Genomic DNA, 22,096 nt, shown 5'->3' with positions numbered 1-22,096 from the left:
TTCGGCTTGGGTGTCCCGGATGGCGACACCATGCAGATGAAGAAGCTGCGCGGCGGTATCGGGGCGCTCACCGCGCATCTGGGCGAGCTGCTGGAAAGCCACGGCGGGGAAGTCCGGCTGCGATCCAAGGTGACTGAGATCCTGGTGACCGACGGTCGCGTGCGCGGGGTGCGCACCGAGGCCGGCGAGCAGTTGACCGCCCCGATCATCGTCTCCGGCATCGCTCCCGACGTCACCGTCAACGACCTGATCGACCCGGCCCTGGTGCCCGCCGACATACGGGAGCGATTTGCCCGGACCGACCACCGCGGCAGCTACCTGCAGATGCACTTCGCGCTGGAAGAGGCGCCGGAGTTCGCCGCGCCCTACGAGGCGCTCAACGACCCTGCGATGCAGGCATCAATCGGCCTGTTCTGCACGCCCGAGGAAGTTCAGCAGCAGTGGGAGGAAGCTCGGCGCGGAATCGTGCCGGCCGACCCCACCGTGGTGTTGCAGATTCCGACGCAGAACGACCCGGACCTGGCGCCCGAGGGCAAGCACGCCGCGTCGGCGTTCGCGCTGTGGTTCCCGATCGAGGGCGGCGCCGACTACGGCGACGCGAAGGTCGAGATGGGCCAGCGCGTGATCGACAAGATCACCCGATTGGCGCCGAATTTCGAGCGCAGCATCATCCGGCACACCACCTTCACCCCCAAGCACATGGGCGTGATGTTCGGGGCCCCGGGTGGCGATTACTGCCACGGACTGCTCAGCTCGGATCAGATCGGGCCGAACCGGCCCGGCCCCAAGGGCTTTCGGGGCCAGCCCATCCCGATCGAAGGCCTCTACCTGGGCAGCGCCGGCTGCCACGGCGGGCCGGGTATCACCTTCACACCCGGCTACAACGCGGCGCGCCGCGCGCTCGAAGAGCGCACCGCCTGACCTTCGAGGCGGCACGTCGTTCCAAGCGGCGCACCCAACGCGGGCTGCGCTACCGGGGAACATCAGCACCACCGGTGTTCGGCGGCTCCCCCCGGGTGAACGGTCGCTGCCCTTCTCCCGATGCGTCGACACCTTGAAATCGGCGTATGTCCGGTGGCCGAGGGCGGACGCAGCCAGGTTTTCGCGCGCTCGCGGCTAACCGCGTTGACTTAGCAGCTCGTCCAGGAGCGCGGTGAACTCCTCGGGTCGCACCGGGGTGAAGGCGGGACTGGGCGCAATGCCCGGCACGTCCAGCGTGATCAGCGTCGACTTGAACGGCCGGCTCACGTCCAGCGGCAGCCAGCGGCGCAAGTCCGAGCTGCCCCAGATCCGGAATCGGTGCGTGAGCAGACCCAACCCCTCTGCCTTATACCCGCGAACCGCGTTCAGTGCGATGACTTTCGACGTGCCGGAGGGAAAGTGGTAGCGGCGCAACGTGATCGCCGCACGGTCCAGCTGAACCAGGCCATCGTCGTAACACTGGCCATGGTTGGCGGTCATGCCCGCGAACTTCTCAGTCCGTGACCGCGCGCCGTCAGGCAGCGACCGTCGTCCAACCGCCACTGCCAGCCATGCAGGTTGCAGGTCAACGTGTTACCGTCCACCACACCGAATTTCGACAGGTCGGCCTTCAGATGCGGGCAGCGACGTTGAATCTCCCAGCCGTCCAGCGTGACCGACGAAGAATCGTCATGCGTCTCGGCGAACCAGCCATCGGCGTAGGCGATCCGCTCGTCGGTAAGGCATTTGAAGAAGGTGTAGAGGTATTCGTTGTAACCCCCGACGCGCCACGCCCGGAACCGGGTGGACAAGAAGATGGTGTTCACCCAATCCGGCTCCCGGTCACGCAGCACGGTGCGGACCAACTCCGGCGCGATGGCGAACCCGTAACGGACCTTCTCGTCCGGAATGCGTTCGCGCACAGTGCGTTTCGGGAAATCCAGGATGACGGACTCCGGGCCGATCACGAGTTCGACCGGATAGCCGATACCGTCGCAGATCTCGTCGCTTTGCGACATGATCGGTTCGAACAGCACACGCAACTGCTCCAGCAGCGGTTCGCCCGTGGCGGGGGCCCATCGTGACTTCTCGGCGGCCAGGACGGGCGCCATCCGCTCGGCGTAGTCGGCGATGTAGGCCCGCTTGCCGGTGGTGAAGATCGCCTCGACCTGGTCGTCGGGCAGCGGGTGGCTCAGCGAGTTCAGGGTGGCGCCGGTGAAGTCCGCGGTCGAACCGGGGATCATCAGCAGGCCACCATCGTTGCCGTGGCTGCGCATCTGGTCGAGGAACACCATCTGGTCGGGGAAGATGTTGGCCGGGTCGCCGTGATCGTCGTTGAGGTCGCGCAGGTCGGGGTCCAGGAAGCACGGCGGACCGGCCGACGGGATGACCCACGTCGCGCCGACCTGGGCGATGTACTGGCGGGCGCGGTCCATCTGCCGCTGCCGCTTCTGGACGCCGAACGACTCCTTGGCGCGGGCCGGCATGTCGTAGACCATCGGGTACCAGATGGCACCGGAGTACTGCAGCATGTGCACGTCGATGCGGCCGAACGCCGACGCCAAGACGTCGAGGTCGACTGGCCGGGCGTCGTTCATGTTGAAAGCCGTTGTGACGCCGTCGGAAACCACCAGTGCGGAGTCGCCGAGCGGCCCGTCCGCGGGCGCGCGCAGCGCGATGATCATGACGTCGAGCTCGCCCTTCGGACCGCTGACGCGGTGCTTGACCGAGGTGCTGGTCTCGAAGAACCGGTAGAAACCCAGCTCCTGCAACGCATTCCGCAAGTCAGGAACCGGGAAGTCCGGCAGCAGCACCACCGCGTCCTTATTGACGTGCTCGGCCAGGTTCTTGGCGTCGAAGTGGTCCTTGTGTAGATGCGACAGGTACAGGTAGTCGCAGTCACCCAACTTGTCCCAGTCGAGCTGGCTGTTGTCGGGGAAGGGAAACCAGGACGCGAAGTACGCGGGGTTGACCCACGGGTCGCACAGAATGCTGCCCGCTGGGGTCTCGATCAGAAATCCGGCATGACCTACGCTCGTGACCTGCACAAACACCTTCCTGGGGGCCGTGACCGCCCACGGCCCGGTATCGGCTTTTCAGCACCCGAGCTTAGCGCGAGGCGGCATCGTCGGCCTTCCACCGCCGACGGTAGAGGTCGATGCGCGCGGGGTCGGGGTTCCCGTACCGCCCTGCTCGCGGCAACCCGGCGGACCACCTCGGGCGGCGGAACGTCGGCCGCGGGGAAGCTCACACAGTGGCTCCTTTTCGCCACTTCGGGTGACTCACAGCCAGGAGCATTAGGCTGATCATCTGTGGAACCGGTATACGGGACTGTCATTCAACTCGCCCGCCTGGTTTGGCGCCTTCAGGGCCTCAAGATCACCGTCGCGGGCGTCGACAACCTGCCCAAAACCGGCGGTGCGGTCATCGCCATCAACCACACCGGCTACCTCGACTTCACGTTCGCGGGTCTGCCCGCCTACCAGCAAGGACTGGGCCGCAAGGTGCGGTTCATGGCCAAGCAGGAGGTGTTCGACAACAAGATCACCGGCCCGATCATGCGCAGCCTGCGGCACATCTCGGTGAACCGGCAGGATGGGGCCGCGTCCTACGAGGAGGCGGTCAGGAACCTCAAGGACGGCGAGCTGGTCGGCGTCTACCCGGAAGCCACCATCAGTCGCAGCTTCGAGATCAAGGAATTCAAGTCGGGCGCCGCCCGGATGGCCGTCGAGGCCGGGGTGCCGATCGTTCCGGTGATCGTCTGGGGCGCACAGCGCATCTGGACCAAGGGGCACCCGAGGAAGTTGCTGCGCCCGAAAGTGCCGGTCACGGTGCTCGTCGGCGAGCCGATCGAACCGACGCTGGGCGTCGAGGAGCTCAAGGGGCTGCTGCACTCGCGGATGCAACACCTGCTGGAGCGGGCCCAGGAGATGTACGGGCCCCACCCGGCGGGCGAGTTCTGGGTGCCGCGCCGGTTGGGCGGCAGCGCCCCGTCGCTGGCCGAAGCCGCCCGGATGGACGCCGAGGAGGCCGCCGCTCGCGCTGCCCGCCGGGCCCGATCCACGGGAGCTCCGGAGTAGCGATCAATGGTGGAGCCCGTCTTCCGCACGCTCGAGATCCTGGCTCGGCTGGTCGTCGTTGCGACCGACACCCAGATCTCATACGGAGGCGAGGAACACATTCCCCACACCGGCGGCGCCGTGATCGCGATCAACCACACCAGCTATGTCGACTTCCTGCCCGCCGCGCTGGCCGTGCACCGGCGCGGCCGCCGGCTCAGGTTCATGATCAAGGCCGAAATGCAGCAGGTGAAGAGCGTCAATTTCCTGATCAAGCACACCCGAACCATTCCGGTGGACCGCGGCGCCGGGGCCAGCGCCTACGCCGTGGCCGTGCAGCGGCTCCGCGAGGGCGAACTGGTGGGGGTCTATCCCGAGGCCACCATCAGCCGCAGCTTCGAGCTCAAGGAATTCAAGACCGGCGCCGCCCGCATGGCCATCGAGGCGGACGTTCCCATCGTCCCGGTGATCGTCTGGGGAGCTCACCGAATCTGGACCAAGGACCACCCGCGCAACCTGGGCCGCGCCAGCGTACCGATTAAAGTTCAGGCAGGCGCGCCAGTGCCGGCGGCCCAAGACATCGCGCGGACCGACGCCGCGCTGCGCGAGTCGATGACCGCACTGCTACACCACGTCCAACAGGATTATCCGCACGAGCCAGGGGCGTACTGGACGCCGCACCGGTTGGGCGGTTCGGCACCGACCATGGCGGAGGCGGCCCGGATGGAGGCGGACGAGGCCGCGGCGCGGGTCGCGGGCCGTAGTGGACGGCCGTCGCGGTAGGCAAAGGAGAAGACATGCCCGAGGGGTTCTACCGGTTGTGCGAGTGGGTCGTGCCGCCAATGGTCGCGATGCAGGGAACCAAGTTCACCTTTCGCGGCCTGGAAAACATCCCCCAGCGGGGCGGCGCCCTGCTGGCCCAAAACCACACCAGCTACCTGGACTGGCTGCCAACGCTTCTCGCGGTGCGCGAGCGTGGCCGGCGGGCGTACTTCATGATCAAGGCGGAGATGGCCGATGTGAAGGCGGTCAACTACGTGATTAACCACGCCAGGCTGATCCCGGTGGACCGTACTAACGGGAGCGGCGCGCTCGAGCTGGCCACGCAGCGCCTGCGGCAGGGCGAGCTGATCGGGATGCATCCCGAGGCGACGATCAGCCGCAGTTTCGAGCTGCGCGAGTTCAAGAGTGGCGCGGCCCGGATGGCGCTGGATGCCCAAGTGCCGATCGTTCCGGTGATCGTCTGGGGCGCTCACCGGATCTGGCCCAAGGATCATCCAAAGAAGGTGTGGCGCAACAAGGTTCCGATCACCGTCGCCGCAGGCCGCCCGCTGCCGCCGGATGGCACGCCCGAACAGCTCAACGTGGCGCTGCGCCAGGCGCTGAATGCGTTGCTGTACCAGGTGCAGGAGGAATATCCCCACCCCGAGGGTGAATTCTGGGTCCCGCGACGCCTCGGCGGCACCGCGCCCAGCCAGGAGGATTCCCGGGCGATCCGCTTGTCGGAGCTGCAGGCACGGATGCAGAAGTACGGCACCGACGGCGTGACCCGACCCGGACAGGACCAGAGCGGAGTGCATTGACCAAACTGGCGAGGTGCGAACGCGGAACCGTCCAGATGACTGCACAGTGACTGTGCCGGCGCTCATAGCCTGCGACGTCGACGGCACCCTGTTCGATGACAACGAAACCATCACCCCGCGCACCCGCGACGCCGTGCGCGCCGCCGTCGATGCCGGTGCAACGTTCGTCGTGGCGACCGGCCGCCCGCCGCGGTGGATACGCCCGGTCGTCGACGCGCTCGGCTTCGCGCCAATCGCGGTGTGCGCCAACGGCGCCGTCGTCTACGACCCGGCCACCGACCGGGTGGTGTCGGCGCGCACGCTGTCCGTCGACACGCTGGCCGAGCTGGCGGAGCTGGCGACGCGCGTCATCCCTGGCGCCGGCCTGGCCGTCGAGCGGATCGGCGAGCGCGCCCACGACACAGCGACTCCCCAGTTCATCAGCTCGCCGGGCTACGAGCACGCGTGGTTGAACCCGGACAACACCGAGGTGTCGATCGAGGACCTGCTCAGCGCGCCCGCGATCAAGCTTCTCATCCGCCGAAGCGGGGCCCGCAGCGCCGATATGGCCGCCACGTTGGCCAAGCACGTGGGCATCGAAGGCGATATCACCTACTCCACGAATAACGGCCTCGTGGAGATCGTGCCGCTGGGCACCAGCAAGGCCACCGGTGTGGACGAGATCGCCAGGCCCCTGCACATCTCCAGCGGCGAGGTGCTGGCATTCGGTGACATGCCCAATGACCTGCCGATGCTGCGCTGGGCCGGTCATGGCGTGGCGATGGGCAACGCGCATCCCGACGTGCTGGCCGCGGCCGACGAGGTCACCGCCGTCAACAACGACGACGGGGTGGGCCGGGTGCTGGAGCGGTGGTGGCCTTAGCGTCGGTTTCGGCCCGGCTAGGTGGCGGACGGGTGCGCCGGTAGCGAGAAGTGTTCGGGCGGCACGGTGGGGCCACTCGGTGATTGCGTCGAGAGCGGCGTGGTGATGCCCTCCGCGACCTCGGTGACGTTGCCAGTGAGCCTCTCGTAGTTCAGCGTGCCGTGCTGGAAGTTCTGCGTAATCTGTAGCGGCTCTTGAAGTTCCGCGCTGGTCGGCAACCCGAGCGGACCGCGTTCGTAGCTCAGCGACGCCCAGGCGTCGTAGATCGCGCCGGTGACGGGCTGCGCGCCCGTTTCCGGCGACCAGTACATCGCACCCCGGGCGAACGTGACGTACCGGGCGTCACCCTCTGCGCTGTCCTCCGGGGATGTCGGCGCGCCCAGCACGCTGTTCATGCCGCCCATCGCCTGCCAGTGATCGTAGATCGCACCGCCCTGCAGGGCCTTGATCAATTCCTCGGGCGGATCGTTGAAATGCGAAGCCACGTCACGCACTTCGTCCATTAGCGCGTAGGCGGCATTGCCCGGGCAATCGGTGTTGCCGACGTCGCGGTGCGTGAAGATCGTGGGCAGCGTCGCGATGGATCCGGCCGGGAAGGTGGTGTAGTGGCTACCCGCCGACTCCAGCGACACGGTGCCCTTGGGGTCGACGCCGTCGAGGCCCAGGCGCCAGCCGAGCAGCCTGCCGAGGGTGCGCAGTTGGATCGGCGTCGGCGGTACGTCGTCGAAGTTGCCGATCATCGCCACGCCCCAGGTGTTGCGGTTGAATCCACCGGTGTGGAAGGCCTCGACGGCCTTGGTCAACCCCCCGGCGCTGCCCTCGAACACCTGGCCGTACTTGTCGACCAGGGCGTTGTAGGCGATGTCGCACCAGCCCAACGTCTTGCTGTGATAGGTGTAGATGGCCTTGACGATGCCGGCCGATTCCAGCGGCGAGTAGTCGTTACTGCCCGCGGTGTGGTGCACCACGGCGGCGCGAATCCCATTGTCGTACTGTGGACTACCGCATCGCAGCGACTCGTCGGCGCCCCACTCCGCCCGGCCGATGATGGCAGGGGCCTGCCCGGGCATCAACACCCCCGACGGCGGCGTCCATTGCGCTTTCGCCGGCGCTTGCGGCGGAGAGATGAGGATGGCGGAGATGTTCTGGCCGAAGGGTTGTTCCCGGGAGGCCGGTTTGTAGCCCAGGCCGGCCTCGTTGGGGGGCGCGGACTGCGGTTGGGTTACCGGCGCATCGATCGGGCGGGTGACCGCGATCTCGACGGTGGTGGTGGTGCCGACGAAGACCGGGTCGGTTCCGCGTGGCCCTTCGAGCGATCCGGCCGCCGTCACCCCGTCGGGCGCCGCCGTCTCGTACTCGGTCTGGTACCACGGCCCCCACGAACCGTCGGGCCGGCGCGCCCGCACCCGGGTAGAGGTGCCTGCCAGGTCGCCGGTGAGGGCGACAAGGGAGAACGGGGTCTGCTGGCTGATCTGGCGAACCGTGACACCGCCGCCCAACCCGACCAGCGGCTGTTCGGCCAGCTGGGTGTCATGGGCGGGCGGCGGGCTGGCAGTGCGGTGGTCCGCTGCGGTGTCCGCCACCCAGGAGACGATGACGACGGTCGCCGCGATGGCGGCGAGCAACGTCGTCGGCCCACGACTACGAGACACCAGGCGATGTTACTTGTGTTTCTAATGTTAATGCTGAGACGACACGACCGGGGCGTCGCGAATCTGCAGCCAACATTCGACGGCACCGCAGAAGAAATCTGCGGTGCCGTCTGGTTGGGAGGTTTCCCGAGGTCTAGACGGGGGGCAGGACCGGTGCCGCGCCCGCGGCAGCCGGCAACGCCCCGGCAGCGCCCGCGGCGGCCGGCAGGGCACCCGCGGCGGCACCCGGCAGGGCGCCCGCGGCACCCGGCAGGGCACCCGCGGCACCCGGCAGGGCACCCGCGGCACCCGGCAGGGCACCGGCGGCACCCGGGAGGGCACCGGCTGCGCCGGCCCCGCCGTGCAGACCCTGCGTGATCGCCGGCATCACCAGGCCCTTGAGCAGGTCGATGGCCTGACCGGCGCCAAGCTGGTTGGCGGCCTGCATCACGTCGTTGACCAGGCCACCGCCGCCGCTGGAGCTTCCGCCGCCGCCGAGGCCGGTGCCACCACCGATCGGTGAACCGTTACCGAAGGACGACGGATCGCCGAGGATCGGGTAGGTGCCGTCAGCGCCCGGGTCCAGGCTGGCCGGAGCCGTGATCGGCACTTCACCGCCAGCCGTCGGGCTGCCCAGGCCGGGCGCGATACCGGCCGGGCTGGTCAGCCCCGGGTTGGACAGCGCCGGGTTGAGCCCCGCACCCGGAGTCGCCACCCCGGCGCCCGGCGTGGTTGGCAGCGCGCCAGGCGCGGTGAGCCCCGGCGTCGTGGGCGCCAGGCCCGGGCTGGTGAGCGCAGGGCTGGTCAGGCCGGGGCTGGTCAGGCCAGGACTGGTCAACCCCGGGCTGGTCAGGCCAGGACTGGTCAACCCCGGGCTGGTGAGTCCTGGAGTCCCGAGGCCCGGAGTGCCCAGGCCGGGGCTGGTCAGGCCCGGAGTGCTGGCCGCGCCGCCGCTCAGCGCGGGCACCGGGGGCAGGTTGATCCCGAATTGTGACAGCCCCTGCGACAGCGCGCCCATCAGCTCGCCCGGCAGGTCGGTCATCATGGCCGCCTGCTTGAAGTCGTGGTGCTCGGACGGCTTGCTGCCGGCCGTCGATTCGTAGACAAGGAAGTATGCGCAAGGACTCGCCACTGCCAGGGCGGCGACCGCGCTCATGGCTGTCGAAAGCTTGCGTCGGCGTCGGTTCGGCACGGAAGTCTCCTCAATCTGGACAACTCAATGTCAACTGCGTTGTTTCAGTGCGGCCTTGCCGAGTTCGTAGCCGGCGACAACCACACAGAGTCGATGGTACGAGTGAGATTGCTGTGACTAGAGTGGTGATATTGAATCGTGAGGTAAATGCGACTCGGACTGTGATCGCCGGGCCCATGGGGCCGAAAAGACCGGCCAGTTGACCGATCGTGGACTTCCTGGCCTCGCCAAATGGGTTAGGCCCACGCGGTCGGATACCCTAAGCAACCGATGACTTCTCCTTTTAGTCGCTTTGACCTCTTTGTCGTCGGCTCTGGATTCTTCGGCCTGACCATTGCCGAGCGCGTGGCTACCCAACTCGGGAAGCGCGTGCTCGTGGTGGAACGCCGCCCACACATCGGCGGCAACGCCTATTCCGAGGCCGAGCCACAGACGGGCATCGAGGTCCACAAGTACGGCGCCCACCTGTTCCACACCTCCAACAAGAGGGTGTGGGACTACGTGCGCCAGTTCACCGACTTCACCGACTACCGGCACCGCGTCTTCGCGATGCACAACGGGCAGGCCTACCAGTTCCCGATGGGACTGGGCCTGGTGTCGCAGTTCTTCGGCAAGTACTTCACCCCGGACGAGGCGCGCCGACTGATCGCCGAGCAGGCCGCCGAGATCAAAACGGAGGACGCGCAAAACCTCGAGGAGAAGGCGATCTCACTGATCGGCCGACCACTGTACGAGGCGTTCGTCAAGGGCTACACCGCCAAGCAGTGGCAGACCGATCCCAAGGAACTGCCCGCCGCGAACATCACCCGGCTGCCGGTGCGCTACACCTTCGACAACCGGTACTTCAGCGACACCTACGAGGGCCTGCCGGTCGACGGATACACGGCGTGGCTGCAGAACATGGCCGCCGACGACCGCATCGAGGTCAGGCTGAACACCGACTGGTTCGACGTCCGCGACCGGCTGCGCGCGGAGAGTCCCGACGCCCCGGTGGTCTACACCGGTCCGCTGGACCGCTACTTCGACTACGCCGAAGGCCGGCTGGGTTGGCGCACACTCGACTTCGAGCTCGAGGTGCTGCCCATCGGAGATTTCCAAGGCACGTCGGTGATGAACTACAACGACCTCGACGTCCCGTACACCCGTATCCACGAGTTCCGCCACTTCCACCTCGAACGCGACTACCCGACCGACAAGACGGTCATCATGCGGGAGTTCTCGCGGTTCGCCGAAGACGACGACGAGCCCTACTATCCGATCAACACCGAGGCCGACCGCGCCCTGCTGGCCGCGTACCGCGCCCGGGCGAAGGCCGAAACCGCCTCGGCCAAAGTGCTGTTCGGCGGGCGGCTGGGCACCTACCAATACCTGGACATGCACATGGCGATCGCCAGCGCATTGAACATGTACGACAACACCCTCGCGCCCCACCTGCGCGAGGGCAAGGCTCTGGTGGAGGAAGGCGCGGGGGGATGCGCGCCGGCGACGAAATGAGGAGGCCAGCGATGAGGTGGGAGTACCACCCGCTTGTGGGGGACGGCGCTAAATGACCGCCGTAAGCCTGCTTTCCAGAATCATCCTGCCGCGTCCGGGCGAGCCCCTCGACGTGCGCAAGCTGTATCTAGAGGAATCGACCACCAACGCGCGGCGTGCGCACGCGACCAGCCGTACCTCGCTGGAGATCGGCAAAGAGTCCGAGGTGTCGTTCGCCACGTACTTCAACGCGTTCCCGGCCAGCTACTGGCGCCGCTGGTCCATCTGCACGTCGGTGGTGTTGCGGGTCGAACTCAGCGGAACGGGACGCGTCGACGTGTACCGGACCAAGGCCACCGGGGTGCGAATCTCCGTGGAAGGCCGCCAGTTTGTCGGAACCGCGGATCAGCCGGCGATCGTCGAGATCGAGGTGCCGCTCAAGCCGTTCGAGGACGGCGGCTGGATCTGGTTCGACGTCACTACCGACACCACGGTGAACCTGGTCAGCGGTGGCTGGTATGCGACCGAGCCCGCGCCGGGCACGGCCAACATCGCGGTCGGCATCCCCACGTTCAACCGGCCCGCCGACTGCGTCAACGCGCTGGCCGACCTTACTGCAGATCCCTTGGTGGACGCGGTGATCGGGGCCGTGATCGTCCCGGACCAGGGCACCCGAAAGGTGCGTGACCACCCGGACTTCCCGGCGGCGGCCGCCGGGCTGGGCAGCCGGCTGACCATTCACAACCAGCCCAACCTGGGCGGCTCGGGCGGTTACAGCCGGGTGATGTACGAGGCGCTGAAAAACACGGACTGCCAACAGATCTTGTTCATGGACGACGACATCCGCATCGAGCCCGACTCGATCCTGCGGGTGCTTGCCCTGCACCGCTTCGCCAAGACCCCGATGCTGATCGGCGGTCAAATGCTCAACCTGCAGGAGCCGTCGCACCTGCACATCATGGGCGAGGTCGTCAACCAGTCGAACTTCATGTGGACCGCCGCGCCGCACGCCGAGTACGACCACGACTTCGCCGAATACCCCTTGAACCACAGGAACATTCGAAGCACGCTGCTGCACCGGCGCATCGACGTCGACTTCAACGGCTGGTGGACGTGCATGATCCCGCGGCAGGTCGCCGAGGAACTGGGCCAACCGCTACCGCTGTTCATCAAATGGGATGACGCCGAGTACGGCCTGCGCGCCGGCGAGCACGGGTACCCGACCGTCACGCTGCCCGGCGCGGCGATCTGGCACATGGCCTGGAGCGACAAGGACGACGCCATCGACTGGCAGGCCTACTACCACCTGCGCAACCGGCTGGTGGTCGCCGCGATGCACTGGGACGGCGATATCACCGGGCTGGTTCGCAGTCACCTGAGGGCAACGCTGAAACACCTTGCTTGCCTTGAGTATTCGACCGTCGCGATTCAGAACAGGGCGATCGACGACTTCCTTGCCGGGCCGGAGCACATCTTCTCGATCCTGGAATCCGCGCTGCCCGAGGTGCATCGGCTGCGTAAGGAGTATCCGGACGCGGTGGTGCTGCCGGCCGCGAGCGAACTCCCGACGCCGTCGAACAAGACCAAGGCGATGAAGCCGCCGGTGAACCCGGTGTCGATCGGTTACCGGCTGGCCCGCGGCATTTTGCACAACGCGACCAAGGCCGACCCCGAGGCCCACCGGCGCCCCGAATTCAACGTGCCGACCCAGGACGCCCGCTGGTTCCGGCTGTGCACGGTCGACGGCGTCACCGTGACGACGGCCGACGGGTGCGGCGTGGTCTACCGGCAACGCGACCGGCGCAAGATGTTCCAGCTGCTGTTCGCCTCGCTGCGCCGGCAGCGCCAGCTGGTGAGCCGCTTCGACGAGATGCGCAGAACGTACCGGGACGCTCTTCCGGTGCTGTCCAGCAAGCAGAAATGGGAGACGGCGCTGCTGCCCGCGCACGCCGAGCGAGAGCATGGCTGATTCGGCCTCCCCGCGCGGCGAAGTCGCCGCTCTGGTGGCCGTGCAAGCCGCGCTCGCCGAGCGCCCCGGCGTGCTGACGACGGCGCGCGGCCTGTCCCATTTCGGCGAGCACAGCCTCGGCTGGCTGGCCGTCGCAGCAGTCGGCGCAGTGCTGGCACCCAAGCGGCGGTGGGACTGGCTGGTCGCCGGGGCGGGGACGTTCGCCGCGCACGCCGCCGCCGTGCTGGTCAAGCGCATGGTGCGGCGCCAGCGGCCGCATGACCCGGCCGTCGTGGTGAACGTCGGCACCCCCAGCCGGCTGAGTTTCCCGTCGGCCCATGCCACTTCGACGACGGCCGCGGCCATCCTGATGGGCCGGATCACGGGTTTGCCGCTTCCGGCCCTGCTGATCCCCCCGATGGCGCTGTCGCGGATGCTGCTGGGGGTGCACTATCCCAGCGACGTGGCCTGCGGCATCGCCCTCGGCGCCACCGTCGCGCGAATCACCGTTCGGCTACAAGGTCGGGCGCGGAAGGTCTGGCGGTATGAGTGAGGACGTGGTGACCGGGCCCTCGGGCAACGTGGTGGTCGGGGTGGTCAAGGCGATCCGACCACGCCAATGGGTGAAGAACGTCCTGGTGCTGGCCGCGCCGCTGGCCGCGTTGGGCGGCCCGGTGCACTACCACTTGCGCGACGTGATGGACAAGGCTTACCCGGCCCTGGGCGCGTTCGTGGCGTTCTGTCTGGCCGCGTCGTCGATCTACCTGATCAACGACGCGCGCGACGTCGAGGCCGACCGCGAGCACCCCACCAAGAAATTCCGTCCGATCGCCGCCGGTGTCGTGCCGGAGTGGCTGGCCTACGCCCTGGCGGCGGTGCTGGGAATCGCCTCGCTGGTCATCGGCTGGTGGATCACACCCCACCTGGCGCTGGTGCTGGCCATCTACCTCACCATGCAGCTGGGCTACTGCTATGGCCTCAAACACCAAGCGGTGATGGACATCTGCATCGTGTCGTCGGCCTATCTGCTCCGGGCCATCGCTGGGGGCGCGGCCACCGACATCCGCCTGACCCAGTGGTTCTTGCTGGTGATGGCGTTCGGGTCGCTGTTCATGGTGGCCGGCAAGCGATACGCCGAGCTGCAGCTGGCCGAGCGCACCGGCGCCAAGATCCGCAAGGCCCTGGAGAACTACACCAGCACCTATCTGCGGTTCGTCTGGACGTTGTCGGCCACCGCGCTGGTGGTCTGCTACGGGCTGTGGGCCTTCGACCGGGAAAAGGGTGCGGCGGGCTGGTTTGTGGTCTCGATGGTCCCGTTCACCATCGCCATCCTGCGCTATGCGGTCGACGTCGATGGCGGGTTGGCCGGGGAACCCGAGGACATCGCGTTGCGGGACCGGGTGTTGCAGCTGCTGGCGGTGGCGTGGATCGCGACAGTTGGAGCCGCCGTTGCCTTCGGCTAGCCCCGAACTGCAGGCCCTCAAAGCGCGCATGATGCGCAGCCGGCCGGTCATCAGGCGGTTGGGCTGGCCGGTGTTCCCCTACACAACACTGGTGCGGGTCAGCTTGTGGATCAGCGTGGCCGTGGTCTCCGTCCTGTTCGCCTGGGGCGCTTGGCAGCGGCGCTGGATCGCCGACGACGGGCTGATCGTGTTGCGCACGGTACGTAACCTGCTCGCCGGCAACGGGCCGGTCTTCAACCAGGGGGAGCGGGTGGAGGCCAACACCTCCACGGCGTGGACCTATCTGATGTACGTCGGCAGCTGGGTGGGCGGGCCGATGCGGATGGAATACGTGGCGCTGGCGCTGGCCCTGACGCTGTCGGTGGTGGGCATGGCCCTGCTCATGCTGGGGGCTGCCCGGTTGTATGCCCCGAGTCTCCGCGGCCGCAGGGCCGTCATGCTGCCCGCCGGCGCGTTGGTCTATATCTCGCTCCCGCCCGCGCGCGACTTCGCCACCTCCGGTCTAGAGAGCGGACTGACCCTGGCCTACCTCGGATTGCTGTGGTGGATGATGGTCTGCTGGGCGCAGCCGGTACGGAACCGCCCGGATCGCGATGTCTTCATCGGTGCGCTGGCGTTCGTCGCCGGCTTCAGCGTCCTGGTCCGACCCGAGCTGGCGTTGATGGGCGGGCTTGCGCTGATCATGATGCTGGTCGCGGCGCGGACCTGGCGCCGCCGAGTGCTCGTCGTGGTGGCCGGGGGGCTGCTGCCCGTCGGCTACCAAATCTTCCGCATGGGCTACTACGGCCTGCTGGTGCCGGGGACCGCGCTCGCCAAGGACGCGGCCGGCGACAAGTGGTCCCAAGGCATGATCTACCTGCTGAATTTCGACGCGCCCTATGCCGTGTGGGTGCCCGTGGTGCTCCTCCTGCCGCTAGGGCTGTTGCTGCTCGCCGCGCGCCGCCGGCCGTCGTTCTTGCGCCCCGCCCTCGCGCCTAACTACGGACGGGTGGCCCGGGCGGTTCAAAGCCCGCCCGCCGTCGTGGCTTTCATTCTGGTGAGCGGCCTGCTGCAGGCGCTCTACTGGATTCGGCAGGGCGGCGACTTCATGCACGGGCGGGTGCTGCTGGCGCCGCTGTTCTGCATGCTGGCCCCCGTGGCCGTGATCCCGCTGGCCATTCCGGATGGGCAGGACTACTCGCGGGAGACGGGCTATTGGGTGGCCGGCGCGGCCGGCGCGCTCTGGCTGGGTGTGGCCGGCTGGTCGCTGTGGGCGGCGAATTCACCGGGGATGGGCGACGACGCCACCCATGTCAGCTATTCCGGCATCGTCGACGAGCGGCGCTTCTACGCGCAGGCCACCGGGCACGCGCACCCGCTGACCGCCGCCGACTACCTGGGCTATCCGCGGATGGCGGCCATCCTGACGGCGCTCGACAACACCCCCGATGGCGCGCTACTGCTGCCGTCGGGCAATTACATCCAGTGGGACCTGGTGCCGATGGCGCAGCCGGGCCCCGACAAGCCGCCCCAAAAACCGCAGCACGCAGTGTTTTTCACCAACCTGGGCATGGTCAGCATGAATGTTGGGCTCGATGTCAGGGTGATCGACCAGATCGGATTGGCCAATCCGCTTGCGCAACACACGGAACGGTTGCAGCACGGCCGCATTGGGCACGACAAGAACCTCTTCCCGGATTGGGTGATCGCCGACGGCCCGTGGGTAAAGATGTATCCCGGCATTCCGGGTTACTTGAGCCAGCAGTGGGTCGCCGAGGCGGTGTCCGCCCTCAAATGCCCCGAGACGGAGGCGGTGCTGAGTTCGGCGCGCGCGCCGATGACCCCGCACAGGTTCGTGTCCAACCTGCTGCATTCCTATGAATTCACCAAATACCGGATAGACCGGGTGCCACGCTACGAGCTCGCCAGATGTGGCCTCCCGGTGCCCGAAGAGGCTCCGCCGCCGCCTCGCGAGTAACCCCCGCGCAGAAGAATTTTCGAGCAATCTCGAAGTTTTCGCGTGTGCGTCCGATGAAAAATTGCCAGCAACATCACAATTGGGTCTTCACCAGCTGCCAATGACGCTCAAGCACGTGCGAAAACGGGGGTTTCGGGTTCGACGTTTCGTGGGAAAAACACCGGGTAGCGGGGATCTGCTGACCCTTTCCGGGCTCGCCTCGATGCGACCGGGCGGCGGAAGGTGTGGTTGACTACACGAGCACTGCTGCGCGGAGATCGTATGCAGTACGACCCAAATTATGGACGCGTCCGGATGCCGGGCGCGCCGAAGAAGGATGAGGAAGCAAGGATGACGCTTGTCGACAGGTTTCGCGGCGCCGTGGCAGGCATGCCGCGGCGGCTCGTGGTGGCGGCCGCTGGCGCGGCGCTGCTCTCGGGCCTGATTGGCGCCGTGGGGGGCTCGGCGACCGCTGGTGCCTTCTCGCGCCCCGGTCTGCCGGTGGAATACCTGCAGGTTCCTTCCGCCGCGATGGGCCGCGATATCAAGGTTCAGTTCCAAAGCGGTGGGGCCAACTCGCCTGCGCTGTACCTGCTCGACGGCATGCGCGCGCAGGACGACTTCAACGGCTGGGACATCAACACCCCGGCGTTCGAGTGGTACAACCAGTCCGGCATCTCGGTCGTCATGCCCGTCGGTGGCCAGTCCAGCTTCTACTCCGACTGGTACAAGCCCGCCTGCGGCAAGGCCGGCTGCACCACCTACAAGTGGGAGACCTTCCTGACCAGCGAGCTGCCCGCGTACCTGTCGGCGCAGAAGCAGGTCAAGTCGACCAACAACGCGGCCGTCGGTCTGTCGATGGCCGGCTCGTCGGCGCTGATCCTCGCCGCCTACCACCCGAACCAGTTCGTCTATGCCGGCTCGCTGTCGGCGCTGCTGGACCCGTCGCAGGGGATGGGGCCATCGCTGATCGGCCTGGCCATGGGTGACGCCGGTGGTTACAAGGCCGCTGACATGTGGGGTCCCAAGGAGGACCCGGCGTGGGCCCGCAACGACCCGTCGCTTCAGGTCAGCAAGCTGGTCGCCAACAACACCCGGATCTGGGTGTACTGCGGTAACGGCAAGCCGTCCGACCTCGGTGGCGACAACCTGCCCGCCAAGTTCCTCGAGGGCTTCGTGCGGACCAGCAACCTGAAGTTCCAGGACGCGTACAAAGCCGCCGGCGGTAACAACGCGGTGTGGAACTTCGATGCCAACGGCACCCACGACTGGCCCTACTGGGGCGCGCAGCTGCAGGCGATGAAGCCTGATCTGCAGTCGACGCTGGGCGCCACCCCGGGCGCCGGGCCGGCCACGGCCGCCGCGGCTGCCGGGAACGGCACCAACGGTCAGGGCACCTAAGCCCACAGACAACGCGACTGGCGGCGGGAACCCTTCGGGGTTTCCGCCGCTAGTTGTTTTGGTGTGTGATTTGTTTCACTACCCCGCGGGCGGGGACGGTACGGCGCTGGCTAATGTGCTCGTCAGCGACTAGACGATGGAGGATGACATGAGGGTCGTGCGGGGTGCGTCAGCGCTTCTTCGGGTGTTCTCCGTAGCCGCGCTGGCGATTGGGCTGATCGGGGTGACCGTGACGGGCGGGCCGGCAGGCACGGCGAGGGCGGCCGGTTACGAGAGCTTGATGGTGCCGTCGGCCGCGATGGGCCGCGACATCCCGGTAGCCTTCCTGGGCGGCGGACCGCACGCGGTCTATCTGCTGGACGCCTTCAACGCGGCCCCCGACGTCAGCAACTGGGTCACCGCGGGCAACGCGATGAACACGCTCGGCGGGAAGGGCATCTCGGTGGTGGCGCCCGCGGGTGGGGCGTGGAGCATGTACACCAACTGGGAGCAGGACGGCAGCAAGCAGTGGGATACCTTCCTGTCCAGCGAGCTGCCGAACTGGCTGGCCGCCAACAAGGGCCTGGCGCCCGGTGGCCACGCCGCCGTCGGCGCCTCGCAGGGCGGCTACGCCGCGATGGCGCTCGCCGCCTTCCACCCGGACCGCTTCGGGTTCGCCGGCTCGCTGTCCGGGTTCCTGTACCCGTCGAGCACCAACTACAACGGCGCGATCCTGGCCGGCCTGCAGCAGTTCGGCGGCGTGGACGGTAACGGGATGTGGGGCGCCCCGCAGTTGGGCCGCTGGAAGTGGCACGACCCCTACGTGCACGCGTCGTTGCTGGCGCAGAACAACACCCGCGTGTGGGTCTACAGCCCGACGAACATGGGCGGCGACGACGCCGCCATGATCGGGCAGGCGGGCGCGGCCATGGGCAGCTCCCGCGAGTTCTACCAGCAGTACCGCAGCGTCGGCGGGCACAACGGTCACTTCGACTTCCCCGGCGGCGGCGACAACGGGTGGGGCTCGTGGTCGGGGCAGCTCGGGGCGATGTCGGGCGACATCGTCGGCGCGATTCGCTAGCGCCGATCGCAAGCGCGGTGAAGCCGGGCGCGGCGGGTCGGCGCGATTGGGCCGGCGCCGATCGCAAGCGCGGTGAAGCCGGGCGCGGCGGGTCGGCGCGATTGGGCCGGCGCCGATCGCAAGGGCGGTGAAGCCGGGCGCGGCGGGTCGGCGCGATTGGGCCGGTGCCGATCGCAAGGGCGGTGAAGCCGGGCGCGGCGGGTCGGCGCGATTGGGCCCGCCTGAGGCGCTCCGGCGAGCCGGTACCGTGTAGAGGATGCAGCTGGGGTCGGGAGGACCGCATCGCTGCGATCCACCGACCCTGCTAGCGGGAGAACATGGCCACCAACGCCCGGCGTAAGCGCCACCGAGCCCTCGCCTGGACCGCCGCCTTGGCGATGGCCGGGGTGGTGTTGTTGGTCATCGTGCTCGTGGTCGTCATGCTGCGTGGCCGCGAATCGCCGCCCAGCGCGGTTCCGCCGGGCGTCCTGCCGTCACCGTCCACAAGCACGCACCCGCACAAGCCCCGGCCCGCTTCGCAAGACGCGTCGTGCCCCGACGTCCAGCTGGTCAACGTCCCCGGCACCTGGGAATCCGCCCCGCAGGACGATCCGCTCAACCCGATGCAATTCCCCAACGCGCTGCTGCATAAGGTGGCCGCGGCGATCACCCAGCAATTCCCCGCGTCCCGGGTGCAGGAGTACACGACGCCCTACACCGCGCAGTTCCACAACCCGCTCAGCGGCGATACGCAGATGTCGTACAACGAAAGCCGCGCCGAGGGCACCCGCGCGACGGTTCAGGCGATGACCGACATGAACGCCAAGTGCCCGCTGACCAGTTACGTGCTGATGGGCTTCTCGCAGGGCGCGGTGATCGCCGGGGACATCGCCAGCGATATCGGCAATGGCCGCGGACCCGTCGACGACGACCTGGTGCTCGGTGTGACGTTGATCGCCGACGGTCGCCGCCAGCCCGGCGTTGGCAACGACATCGGGCCCAATCCGCCCGGGCAGGGCGCGGAGGTCACGCTGCACGAGGTGCCGGTGCTCTCCGGGCTGGGTCTGACGATGACCGGCGCCCGACCCGGAGGCTTCGGCGCGCTCAACGACAAGACCAACGAGATCTGCGCGCCGGGCGACCTCATCTGCGCCGCCCCGGACGAGGCGTTCAGCGTGGCCAACCTGCCCAATACGCTCAACACGCTGGCAGGCGGTGCCGGACAGCCCATCCACGCGTTGTACGCGACCACGCAGTTCTGGAACCTGGACGGGCAGCCGGCCACCGATTGGACGCTGAACTGGGTCCAAGGGTTGATCGCCAACGCGCCGCACCCCAAACATGGATGACCCGGGGGCGGGACACAGCCGTCAGGAGCCCGTTGCGGGTGCAGATCAGCGGTACCTTGTGATTTGGTGTGCTGCGGGCCGCCCCTTAACATTAAGAGGAATTTAAGAGCTATAACACTTTGTTGCGGACCGATCGTGATGGAAGCCGGCCTGGATGAACAGGAGGCTGGCGCCCGCGGCGCCGCGCGAGGACTGGCCCGCGTAGAAATGGAAGCCGTCGGCATGGCCGACCGAAGGACTACAAGCCGGCGTAGCGCCGGCCTACAACAGGTGTGACAGGAGAGCGGAATGCCGTACCACAACCCGTTCATCGTGAATGGAAAGATCAGGTTCCCGGACAACACCAACCTGGTCAAGCACGTTGAGAAGTGGGCAAGGGTTCGCGGCGACAAGCTGGCCTACCGTTTCGTCGACTTCTCGACCGAGCGCGACGGGGTGTACCGCGACATCGTCTGGCGCGACTTCAGCGCGCGCAACAGGGCGGTGGGCGCTCGGCTGCAGCAGGTCACCCAGCCCGGTGACCGCATCGCCATCCTGTGCCCGCAGAACCTGGATTACCTCATCGCCTTCTTCGGCGCGCTGTACGCCGGGCGGATCGCCGTGCCGCTGTTCGACCCGGGCGAGCCGGGCCACGTAGGCCGGCTGCACGCGGTGCTCGACGACTGCACGCCGTCGACCATCCTGACCACCACCGAGGCCGCCGAAGGCGTGCGCAAATTCATCCGCGCGCGCGCGGCCAAGGAACGGCCCCGCGTGATCGCCGTCGACGCCGTGCCCACCGAGGTGGCGTCCACCTGGGCCGAGCCCGAGGCCGACGCGAACACGATCGCCTACCTGCAGTACACCTCCGGCTCCACCCGTACCCCGACCGGGGTGCAGATCACCCATCTGAACCTGCCGACCAACGTGCTGCAGGTGCTCAACGGCCTCGAGGGCAAGGAAGGCGACCGCGGCCTGTCCTGGCTGCCGTTCTTCCACGACATGGGCCTGATCACGGCGCTGCTGTCGCCGGTGCTCGGTTACAACTTCACGTTCATGACCCCGGCCGCGTTCGTGCGCCGGCCCGGCCGCTGGATTCGGGAGATGGCGCGCAAGCCCGAAGACGCCCCGGATAGCGAGGTCATCACCGTCGCGCCGAACTTCGCGTTCGAGCACGCCGCAGTGCGCGGGGTGCCTAAGGACGGCGAGCCACCGCTGGACCTGAGCAACGTCAAGGCGATCCTCAACGGCAGCGAGCCGGTGTCCCCGGCGTCGATGCGCAAATTCTACGAAGCGTTCAAGCCGTACGGCCTGCGCGAGACCGCGATCAAGCCGTCCTACGGCCTGGCCGAGGCCACGCTGTTCGTCTCGACCACGCCCATGGACGAAGCGCCCACGGTCATCCACGTCGACCGTGACGAGCTGAACAAGCAGCGCTTCGTCGAGGTGGCCCCCGATGCGCCCACGGCCGTCGCGCAGGTTTCCGCCGGCGTCATCGGCGTCGACGAGTGGGCCGTCATCGTCGACCCCGACGCCGCCAGCGAGCTGCCCGACGGGCAGATCGGCGAGATCTGGTTGCACGGCAACAACATGGGCACCGGCTACTGGGGCAAGGAAGACGAGACCACCGAGACCTTCCGCAACATCCTCAAGTCGCGCGTCAGCCAGTCGCACGCCGAGGGAGCTCCGGACGACGGAATGTGGGTGCGCACCGGCGACTACGGCACCTACCACAAGGGCCACCTCTATATCGCGGGCCGGATCAAGGACCTCGTCATCATCGACGGCCGCAACCACTACCCGCAGGACCTCGAGTACTCAGCCCAGGAGGCCAGCCGCGCCCTGCGCACCGGCTACGTGGCCGCGTTCTCCGTCCCGGCCAACCAGCTGCCGCAGGTGGTGTTCGACAACCCGCACACCGGCCTGAAGCACGACCCCGACGACAGCTCCGAGCAGCTGGTGATCGTGGCCGAGCGTGCCCCGGGCACGCACAAGCTGGATTACCAGCCGATCGCGGACGAGATCCGGGCGGCCATCGCCGTCCGCCACGGGGTGACCATCCGCGACCTGCTGCTGGTGCAGGCCGGAACGATCCCGCGTACCTCCAGCGGCAAGATCGGGCGCCGCGCGTGCCGCGCCGCCTACCTCGACGGCAGCCTGCGTAGCGGCGTCGGTTCGCCGACGGCGTTCGCTGGCGCAACAGACTGAATCCACGAAAACT

General features: G+C 67.7%; 18 protein-coding genes. 14 read left to right on the top strand and 4 right to left on the bottom strand.

What is annotated here, in order from left to right:
• Positions 1 to 921: NAD(P)/FAD-dependent oxidoreductase (locus tag A5695_RS17790; RefSeq protein ID WP_197515534.1), on the top strand; the 921-nt coding region annotated here is incomplete at its 5' end.
• A 195-nt stretch (positions 922 to 1,116) separates the two neighbouring features.
• Here the strand turns inward: A5695_RS17790 and A5695_RS17785 are convergent.
• Together A5695_RS17785 and A5695_RS17780 are read right to left on the bottom strand one after the other, a co-directional pair.
• Positions 1,117 to 1,461 carry a hypothetical protein gene (locus A5695_RS17785; RefSeq protein ID WP_068084827.1) on the bottom strand — a complete coding sequence of 115 codons (345 nt, stop codon included), beginning with the start codon at positions 1,459 to 1,461 and terminating at the stop codon, positions 1,117 to 1,119.
• Entirely contained in the window at positions 1,458 to 3,008 is a 1,551-nt protein-coding gene (locus A5695_RS17780) for an MBL fold metallo-hydrolase (protein WP_068084884.1), read from the bottom strand. The genes A5695_RS17785 and A5695_RS17780 overlap by 4 nt, the downstream gene beginning before the upstream one ends.
• A 264-nt stretch (positions 3,009 to 3,272) precedes the next feature.
• Between A5695_RS17780 and A5695_RS17775 the strand changes: the two genes are divergently transcribed.
• From A5695_RS17775 to A5695_RS17760, 4 genes are read left to right on the top strand one after another with little or no spacing between them, the layout of a single operon-like run.
• On the top strand, positions 3,273 to 4,040 hold the full coding sequence (locus tag A5695_RS17775; protein WP_068084823.1) for a 1-acyl-sn-glycerol-3-phosphate acyltransferase: 768 nt from the start codon (positions 3,273 to 3,275) through the stop codon (positions 4,038 to 4,040).
• 6 nt (positions 4,041 to 4,046) lie between these two features.
• Complete coding sequence (locus A5695_RS17770) at positions 4,047 to 4,802, top strand: 1-acyl-sn-glycerol-3-phosphate acyltransferase (protein ID WP_068084817.1); 756 nt, start codon at positions 4,047 to 4,049, stop codon at positions 4,800 to 4,802.
• 14 nt (positions 4,803 to 4,816) lie between these two features.
• Positions 4,817 to 5,602 carry a 1-acyl-sn-glycerol-3-phosphate acyltransferase gene (locus A5695_RS17765; RefSeq protein ID WP_068084814.1) on the top strand — a complete coding sequence of 262 codons (786 nt, stop codon included), beginning with the start codon at positions 4,817 to 4,819 and terminating at the stop codon, positions 5,600 to 5,602.
• Positions 5,603 to 5,648: 46 nt separating this feature from the next.
• Positions 5,649 to 6,464: a Cof-type HAD-IIB family hydrolase gene (locus A5695_RS17760; protein WP_068084811.1), complete on the top strand. Its 816-nt coding sequence runs from the start codon at positions 5,649 to 5,651 to the stop codon at positions 6,462 to 6,464.
• Positions 6,465 to 6,481: 17 nt separating this feature from the next.
• Here A5695_RS17760 and A5695_RS17755 read toward each other — a convergent pair whose 3' ends face one another.
• Both A5695_RS17755 and A5695_RS17750 read right to left on the bottom strand, forming a co-directional pair.
• Positions 6,482 to 8,119, bottom strand: a complete 1,638-nt coding sequence (locus A5695_RS17755) for an LGFP repeat-containing protein (RefSeq protein ID WP_197515536.1) — start codon at positions 8,117 to 8,119, stop codon at positions 6,482 to 6,484.
• Between the two features lie 130 nt (positions 8,120 to 8,249).
• Positions 8,250 to 9,287 carry a PirG gene (locus A5695_RS17750; protein ID WP_197515533.1) on the bottom strand — a complete coding sequence of 346 codons (1,038 nt, stop codon included), beginning with the start codon at positions 9,285 to 9,287 and terminating at the stop codon, positions 8,250 to 8,252.
• Between the two features lie 270 nt (positions 9,288 to 9,557).
• Between A5695_RS17750 and glf the strand changes: the two genes are divergently transcribed.
• From glf to fadD32, 9 genes are all read left to right on the top strand, one after another.
• Positions 9,558 to 10,781, top strand: a complete 1,224-nt coding sequence (glf, locus tag A5695_RS17745) for a UDP-galactopyranose mutase (RefSeq protein ID WP_068084802.1) — start codon at positions 9,558 to 9,560, stop codon at positions 10,779 to 10,781.
• 52 nt (positions 10,782 to 10,833) lie between these two features.
• Positions 10,834 to 12,729 (top strand): glycosyltransferase, encoded by a 1,896-nt coding sequence (locus A5695_RS17740; RefSeq protein WP_068084801.1) that lies wholly within the window; start codon positions 10,834 to 10,836, stop codon positions 12,727 to 12,729.
• Positions 12,722 to 13,261 carry a phosphatase PAP2 family protein gene (locus A5695_RS17735; protein WP_068084798.1) on the top strand — a complete coding sequence of 180 codons (540 nt, stop codon included), beginning with the start codon at positions 12,722 to 12,724 and terminating at the stop codon, positions 13,259 to 13,261. Before A5695_RS17740 ends, A5695_RS17735 begins: the two co-directional genes overlap by 8 nt.
• Complete coding sequence (locus tag A5695_RS17730) at positions 13,254 to 14,171, top strand: decaprenyl-phosphate phosphoribosyltransferase (RefSeq protein ID WP_068084789.1); 918 nt, start codon at positions 13,254 to 13,256, stop codon at positions 14,169 to 14,171. Before A5695_RS17735 ends, A5695_RS17730 begins: the two co-directional genes overlap by 8 nt.
• On the top strand, positions 14,158 to 16,128 hold the full coding sequence (gene aftB / locus A5695_RS17725; RefSeq protein ID WP_304442346.1) for a terminal beta-(1->2)-arabinofuranosyltransferase: 1,971 nt from the start codon (positions 14,158 to 14,160) through the stop codon (positions 16,126 to 16,128). The genes A5695_RS17730 and aftB overlap by 14 nt, the downstream gene beginning before the upstream one ends.
• A gap of 330 nt (positions 16,129 to 16,458) precedes the next feature.
• Positions 16,459 to 17,508: a diacylglycerol acyltransferase/mycolyltransferase Ag85A gene (gene ag85A / locus A5695_RS17720; RefSeq protein ID WP_068084882.1), complete on the top strand. Its 1,050-nt coding sequence runs from the start codon at positions 16,459 to 16,461 to the stop codon at positions 17,506 to 17,508.
• 157 nt (positions 17,509 to 17,665) lie between these two features.
• Positions 17,666 to 18,568: an esterase family protein gene (locus A5695_RS17715; protein ID WP_068084879.1), complete on the top strand. Its 903-nt coding sequence runs from the start codon at positions 17,666 to 17,668 to the stop codon at positions 18,566 to 18,568.
• A gap of 317 nt (positions 18,569 to 18,885) precedes the next feature.
• Positions 18,886 to 19,896, top strand: coding sequence for a cutinase family protein (locus tag A5695_RS17710; protein ID WP_068084783.1), 1,011 nt, complete (start codon positions 18,886 to 18,888; stop codon positions 19,894 to 19,896).
• Positions 19,897 to 20,184: 288 nt separating this feature from the next.
• A complete protein-coding gene (fadD32, locus tag A5695_RS17705) occupies positions 20,185 to 22,083 on the top strand; it encodes a long-chain-fatty-acid--AMP ligase FadD32 (RefSeq protein ID WP_068084781.1) in 1,899 nt (632 codons plus the stop codon).
• The last annotated feature ends 13 nt before the right edge of the window (positions 22,084 to 22,096 follow it).

The sequence above is a fragment of the Mycobacterium sp. E1747 genome (assembly GCF_001667775.1).
Taxonomy (GTDB): Bacteria; Actinomycetota; Actinomycetes; order Mycobacteriales; family Mycobacteriaceae; genus Mycobacterium.
Note: the sequence above shows the minus strand (reverse complement) of the source record. Positions and strands in the feature narration are given on the sequence as shown.